This is a genomic window from Pontibacter brevis (genome assembly GCF_054779655.1).
Genome location: NZ_BAAGXV010000029.1, coordinates 138,260 through 145,077, shown reverse-complemented (window position 1 = coordinate 145,077; position 6,818 = coordinate 138,260). Strand labels below are relative to the sequence as shown.

Sequence of the window (6,818 nt, the reverse complement as noted above, 5' to 3'; positions counted from 1 at the left end):
AGGCGTTGCCAGTCATAGTCGCTGATTTCGTAACGTCGCATAAGCTTTTTGAAACTTAAACAACAGTAAAACAAAATCATTCATTAATTGTCAACACGACCTAGAACTTTGATTTAAACCAGGCTTTGATTTTGTCAAGCGTAAGGGCATGCTCTTCCGTACCTTCTGAACCCAGCATATAAGACCAGGCCCGCATATCATCCTGATTGTCACAGTACACTTTGAACATACCCAGAAAAGGAACAACAACAAACATACCGGGCAAGCCCCAGATCATAGCACCAATGACGATACTCAGGATGGTCACCATTGGGTTGATGTTCACCTGGCTTCCTGTGATGTTGGGGGTAAGAATGTTGTTTTCAGTGAACTGCACCAGCAGGAAAAAGAGTAACACCCAAAGGGCTTTTTGAGGTGAACCCTGCACCAGCAACGTATAGGTAAGCGGAATTGCCCCACCTATCAGGGTGCCGAAATAGGGTATGAAGTTCATCAAAGCCGATATAATACCCAGCATAACGGCATACTCAATCCCAATCAGCAACAAGCCAGAGGTGTTGATCACACAAAGAATCAAAATAACGATAACAATCCCCCGCATGTATTTTTTTGTCACCTCAGATATGTCATTTATGATACGCTTAGCCTTTGTGTGCTTGTACGTTGACAATTGGCGGTAAATGACGTTTTCAAACTTGTTACGGTAATACAGCATCAGGAAAATATAAACCGGCATCAGGCCGATTTTTGTCAGCGTGTCTGTCATCGTAAAAAGAATGTCCGCAATAAAACTGCCGCTCACCTCAATGGCACTGTTCACCTGATTCCGGAGCCACCGCTCATCCTCCGGATCACTTGAACCAAACTTCTCATCTATAGCCTCTTGTAGCCGGTCAACATTTTGCATGGCATTCTGCTGCAACGTCGGAAAATCACTCAGGAAGGTAGTCAGTTGCCTGTAGAGCAGGAAAATCAATCCTATAAAAATAGCCATGGCCGAAATGATAGTAACAAAACTAGCCAGAATACGGGGCACCCCCCAGTCTTCCAGCTTCTTCTCCACAGGGTAGAGCAGGTAAGCAAACAACACCGCCATAAACACCGGGTGTAGGAAATCCCGGGCCTCCACCAGTACATAGACGAGCAGTAGGCCGAATAACAAGATCAAAGTAAGTCGCTGTAATCGGCTTTGCTTATTTTCCATATTCCTACTACTGTGTTTAGTAATGTTTTTGTTATATATTTTAATTTAAACAGATGAAGGCCAGTGGAAAATTAATCGTACTGAAAGCGTTCAAGCCTCATTAGCGCAAAAAGCTGAGAGGTTCTAACCCGGTACAGGATTAAAAAAATATAAACTCTGCTGTTCATCCTGTTGCTGTAGGAGGTGTAGCCGTATGGAAGTTTCCCGTAAGTAGCTACTTTAATGTGTACCTTTGCGCTTATCAATCTTTAATATGACCTCTTTCAAAGATCTAAAGCTAAAACCGGAGCTGTTGCAAAGCCTGCAGGACCTGGATTTCACTGCACCCACCCCCATACAAGCCAGCGCCATTCCGGTGCTGCTGCAGGGGCATGACGTAACGGGCCAGGCCGAAACAGGCAGCGGTAAGACAGCAGCGTACGGACTGCCCCTGCTCCATAACATCGACACCACGCTACAGCAGGTGCAGGCGCTTGTGATTGTTCCTACCCGCGAGCTGGCCGTGCAGGTGCGCCAGGAGCTAAAGCAGTACGCGAAAAATATGGATAACCTGAAGATAAGCGCTTTTTACGGCGGACATGCATTTTCTCAGGAAAGGGCTTCGCTGGCACATCCTCCTCAGATATTAATCGGGACACCCGGCCGCCTGACCGACCACCTCAACCGTAAAACGCTGAACATAACTGCCACCAGGCAACTTGTATTAGACGAGGGCGACAAATTACTGGAAATGGGCTTTGAAGAAGAAATAGATCAGGTTGTTGCCGCCCTACCATCCAAACGCCAAACCATACTTTTTTCTGCCACGATGCCGGAAGGAGTAAAGGCCTTGATTGCCGCTTCCCTTCACAACCCAAAGTTTATCAAAGCCACTTCCACCACCATTCCGGACCAGGTAAAACTTGTCGGAGTAAAATCGGAGCATGACCAGCGGCAGGAGCTTGTGTCGAAACTACTGCGCAGTGTGAATACAGGTGGCACCGTCGTATTTGTAAACACGCGGGCTACAGCCGATGAGCTTACAAGCAAACTGCAGCAACAGGGTCTATCGGCCAGGGCACTGCATGGCGGTATGGAACAGCCAGACCGCGACAAAGCCATCACCTTGTTCCGCAACGGCAGCACCCAGGTGCTCATTGCCACTGATCTGGCAGCACGCGGCCTTGACATTGAGGCCCTGCAGAACATCATCCATTTAGAACTTCCGGATGATGCTGCTTCTTACCTGCACCGGAGCGGCCGCACGGGACGGGCTGGAAAAGGGGGCACCGTTTACACTATCATGACTTCACGTGATGAACAAAAGCTTCGGGAGTGGAACCTGCAGCATGTAGATGAGTGGCTGTCCGTTAAAGAAATCGAGAAATCCACAGCCAAACCATCTGCAATAAAAACGGCAGCCTTTGCTACGCTTTACATCAATGGAGGCCGCAAAGACAAGATAAGCCCTAAAGACATTGTAGGTGCTCTTATAGCCGAAGCGCGCCTGAAAGCCGATCAGATAGGCAAGATTGAAGTACAGGATCGGCAGAGCTTTGTAGCTGTCCCGGTTAAAGCTGCTCAGGCAGCAATTGAAAGCCTGAACAACGGCAGGATAAAAGGCCGCAAATACAAAGTGAGCCTTGTGAAATAACCAACGTTTTAACAATAGTTTTGCATGGCTTTTGCTTTCTTTTAAACAGATGCGGTAATTTTGCACCTGATTTATACATCCAATCTCCATGAAAAAGATTTCACTTCTTGCTGCAGCCCTTGTGGTATGTAGTGCCCTCTCCTACGGATGGGGCTTTTTTGGCCATAAGGTAGTACACCAGCTGGCCATTTATAACCTGCCAAAGCAGCTGCAAGGCTTTTATTTTAAGCACCAGAACTACATCATCGCGAAATCGATACGCCCTGATGAGCGCCGCAACAACGATCCGACCGAAGCGCCACGTCACTTCATCGACATAGATGTATATGGGGAGGAAGCCATAAATACAATGCCCGAAGCCTGGGAGGCTGCAGCCAGCCGCTACACCACGGATACGCTGCTGAAGTACGGCATTGTGCCGTGGCACGTCGTGGTGATGCAGGAGCGCCTTACGAACGCGTTTAAGCAGCAAAATGTAGACAGCATCCTCTACTACTCTGCTGACTTAGGCCATTATATTGCAGATGCCCATGTGCCGCTGCATACCACCGTTAATTATGATGGCCAGCTGACAGAGCAGAAAGGCATGCACAGCCTTTGGGAGTCTAAACTGCCAGAGATGTTCGCCCAGACCTACAAACTGAATGCAAAGCAGGCAGAATACCTGCCAGACGCTGAAAAACAAATCTGGAAAGTGGTACGCAATACCTATTCGCTGATCCCGAACACGCTGGAGTATGAGCGGGAAGTAAGTAAAAACTTCACAAAAGAAACGAAGTATGATCTTGTGGAGCGCAACGGCAGAACGCGCCAGTACTACTCGGATGCTTTCGCAAAGGCTTACCAGGAGAAATTAGGCTCTATGGTGGAGCAGCAAATGAGCATAGCTGCACAGCAGGTGGCAAATTTCTGGTATACTGCTTGGGTAGACGGCGGCAAACCGGATATGGAGAAGCTGATGTACCAGCCTCTCACTAAAACTGAGAAGAAACAGTTAAAGAAAGAAAAGAAAGCTTTCAGGAAAGGTGAACTGTTTCAGAAGGACCTGATAATTGCAGCGCAGAAAAAGGAGAAAGAATAGCCTCCCCCTTTCTTAAAATATGAAGCGGCTATACTTACTCCGGTAGGTACAGCCGCTTTTTTATTAGCAGCCACTAAACGGGGCCACAAACTAATTTCATTAGCAAATCTGTAGCTGGAAATACTAAAAACGCTTACCTTTACCCCTATGGAAATTATCATAGGAATAGCCGCATTTTTAGGGGGACTGGTGGTGGCCTTTATGGCGCTGAAGGGAAAGCAGCAGGCACTGCAGCAGGCAGCGAATCAGGCCGCCGTAACGCAGGGTGTGCTGGAGGCGCAGGCAAAGCAGAAGACGGAAGAGCTGGAGGGGTTAAAGAAGCTGCTGCGCGAAGCGCAGACTGAGACACTCGAGTTAACCAACGCCCTCACTAAAACCGAAACGGACTATGAGCACCTGAAATCACGCCTTCAGGAACAGGGACGGGAGTTGGAGCAGCTACGCGAAAAATTCCTGCAGCAGTTCCAGAGCATCTCCAACCAGGTGCTTATGACGAATGCGGAGCATTTCAACAAAGCCTCTTCTGAAAACCTGGAGCGTATCCTGTTGCCTCTTAAAGAGCGCATCAAGGACTTTGAAGCAAAAGTTGATCAGACCTATGAGAAAACTTTGAAAGACAGCGTTTCCCTGAAAGAGCAGATAACACAGCTTGCTTCCCTGAACCAGCAAATGAGCCAGGATGCCATTAACCTGACACGAGCCCTTAAAGGCGAAAGCAAAACACAGGGTAATTGGGGAGAGTACCTGCTGGAGAGCCTGCTCGAGAAGTCAGGTTTGCGCAAAGGCGTGCATTATGAGCGCGAGGAAGTGCGTCAGAATGACGAAAGCAAAGTATACCGGCCAGACGTGATCGTGCGCCTGCCTGACAGCAAACACCTCATCATCGACTCAAAAATGTCGTTGGTGGCTTACGAAGCCTATTGCAGCTGCGAAGACGAAAACCAGCAGGAAGTGTACCTGCGAAGCCACATAAACTCTGTACGCACCCACTTCACTGACCTGGGCCGCAAGAACTACCATCGTCTCAGCGGCATCAACTCCCCTGATTTCGTGATGATGTACATCCCGCTGGAGCCCGCTTTTAGCCTGGCCCTACAGCACGACCATGATTTGTTTACCGATGCTTTTGACCGCAACATTGTTATTGTCACCACCTCTACCCTATTGGCGACACTGCGTACCGTTGCCGGCGTGTGGCGCCAGGAAGACCAGAAGCGCAACGTCATCCGGATAGCAGAAGAAAGCGGCAAGCTCTATGATAAATTTGTTGGCTTCGTGGATGACCTGAAGACAATTGGAAAGCACCTGGACAACAGCCAAAGTTCCTACAATGCTGCCATGAATAAACTCACCGAGGGCAAGGGCAACCTGGTGCGGCGCGTGGAGATTCTGAGAGAACTAGGTGCGAAGACAAGCAAAACGATTGACGATAATTTGCTGCAGGAGGCGCAGGTGACGGAAATAGAAGATAATTGAATAAAGAAGGCACCATATTCAGGTGCCTTCTTTTATATAAGATGTAAGACAGTATTATTTTGTCTTTTTTTCCTTACAGTTTGGTACTCCCTCCTCACTAAAGGAAATCTATGAGTAAAACAAGCGTGTTGCGCTAAAAATTGTTCAATCTCACCTCATAAGGCGTCCCTCGTTTTACCACAGCTACAATCTGGTGGAGCAGCTTGTTTCTGACAGCATTCAAGACGCTCATCTTGCTTTTGCCTTCCCCGATTTTCCGCTCAAAGTACGTCTTGAGCTCATGGTTATAGCGAACGCTGTTCATGGCCGCCATGTGCAGCACATGCTTGAGCTCTTTGTTGGCGAACTTGGAAACGCCCGTCCTGCCCATCACGCTCGTGCCGCTCCTGTACTCGAAGGGAGCTACCCCGCAGTAGCAGGCAAGCTTCCTGCCGTCTTCCATCTTGGTGAAGCCTTGAGTGTAGACCAGAAGGGAGATGGCCAGCACCTTTCCCACGCCTTTTACAGAGGTGAGCAGGTCGTACTTGCGCTTCAGTTCTGTGTCCTTTTCAATGAACTGCTGCATCTTCTCTTCCACCTGCTCCATGCTTTTCTCCAGCCCCTTGATAGCCTTTCTGTTTACCTGCTCCAGCGTCTTTCCAGAGACAGGGTCCACCTGCAGCAGCTCCTTGACAGTGATTTTAAGGCTCTGCAGGGCCTTAAGCAGTCTGCTCCTGTTTGCCTGCAAATCCTTTAGCCTTTCCAGCGTCACACCTGAAAGGGAGAGGCACTGAGCCTCCTGCTGGTGGAGAAGGGCATATCGGGCGATGCGCTGTGCGTCCACCTTGTCGTCCTTTCCCCTGACCATGCCGATGCTCCTTTTTATCTGCAGGGCGCTCTCCATCCACACCCGCACATCACGAGCCAGCAGATAGTGCACCAGTTGGCGGGTGTAGAGGCCAGTGTGCTCCATGCAGCAGAGCGTTTCTTGCCCTGCCTCGCAGCCCTGCTGCTTGAGCCATGCCTTCATGCGCTTGAAGCCGCTGGTGTTGTTGTTGAACTTCTGGTGGAGCGTTTCTCCACCGCTGCAGTTAGCCAGGCACACGTCCAGGCTGTCCTTGGAGACGTCAACGCCCAGAATGAAGGCGGGTGCTTGGGAATCAATAGGCTTTTCCATATCTTTCAATAGGTTGTGCAAGCGGTGAATCGAAACCTTTATGATGGGCCCTTGTGTCCCGAAATCTATATGACCCCTGCCTGCGGGTTGAGAAATAAAGCAGCCAGACTGATTCGTCTAATAGACCTGTTCACCTTGTTAGCGGGTAGTGCACTGGCTGCTCTTCAGGTATAGGTAAAAGTTACCTCTGTACCTGGTAATATGAAAGTATAACTATTAGAAAAATGTTATAGCGCTAATCTAAAGGTTAGATTAAATTACTATTTAA

The 6,818-nt window shown here is 48.9% G+C and carries 5 protein-coding genes; 3 read left to right on the top strand and 2 right to left on the bottom strand.

Annotated elements, in window-relative coordinates; translation table 11 throughout:
• Positions 1-100: 100 nt before the first annotated feature.
• Entirely contained in the window at positions 101-1,168 is a 1,068-nt protein-coding gene (locus ACYVB1_RS09595) for an AI-2E family transporter (protein WP_460923239.1), read from the bottom strand.
• A 289-nt stretch (positions 1,169-1,457) separates the two neighbouring features.
• Here ACYVB1_RS09595 and ACYVB1_RS09590 point away from each other — a divergent pair, with 289 nt between their 5' ends.
• From ACYVB1_RS09590 to ACYVB1_RS09580, 3 genes are all read left to right on the top strand, one after another.
• Complete coding sequence (locus ACYVB1_RS09590; RefSeq protein WP_460923237.1) at positions 1,458-2,837, top strand: DEAD/DEAH box helicase; 1,380 nt, start codon at positions 1,458-1,460, stop codon at positions 2,835-2,837.
• Between the two features lie 88 nt (positions 2,838-2,925).
• Entirely contained in the window at positions 2,926-3,918 is a 993-nt protein-coding gene (locus ACYVB1_RS09585) for a zinc dependent phospholipase C family protein (RefSeq protein WP_460923235.1), read from the top strand.
• A gap of 147 nt (positions 3,919-4,065) precedes the next feature.
• Complete coding sequence (locus ACYVB1_RS09580; protein WP_460923233.1) at positions 4,066-5,394, top strand: DNA recombination protein RmuC; 1,329 nt, start codon at positions 4,066-4,068, stop codon at positions 5,392-5,394.
• Positions 5,395-5,527: 133 nt separating this feature from the next.
• Here ACYVB1_RS09580 and ACYVB1_RS09575 read toward each other — a convergent pair whose 3' ends face one another.
• The gene (locus ACYVB1_RS09575; protein WP_460923231.1) at positions 5,528-6,550 is read right to left on the bottom strand and encodes an IS110 family RNA-guided transposase; all 1,023 of its coding nucleotides are present in this window, start codon (positions 6,548-6,550) and stop codon (positions 5,528-5,530) included.
• Between the last annotated feature and the right edge of the window lie 268 nt (positions 6,551-6,818).

Bases quoted from the DNA above. Each gene is read 5' to 3' on its own strand.
- ACYVB1_RS09580 (WP_460923233.1), top strand. From the start codon at position 4,066: ATGGAAATTATCATAGGAATAGCCGCATTTTTAGGGGGACTGGTGGTG.
- ACYVB1_RS09590 (WP_460923237.1), top strand. From the start codon at position 1,458: ATGACCTCTTTCAAAGATCTAAAGCTAAAACCGGAGCTGTTGCAAAGC.
- ACYVB1_RS09575 (WP_460923231.1), bottom strand. From the start codon at position 6,550: ATGGAAAAGCCTATTGATTCCCAAGCACCCGCCTTCATTCTGGGCGTT.
- ACYVB1_RS09585 (WP_460923235.1), top strand. From the start codon at position 2,926: ATGAAAAAGATTTCACTTCTTGCTGCAGCCCTTGTGGTATGTAGTGCC.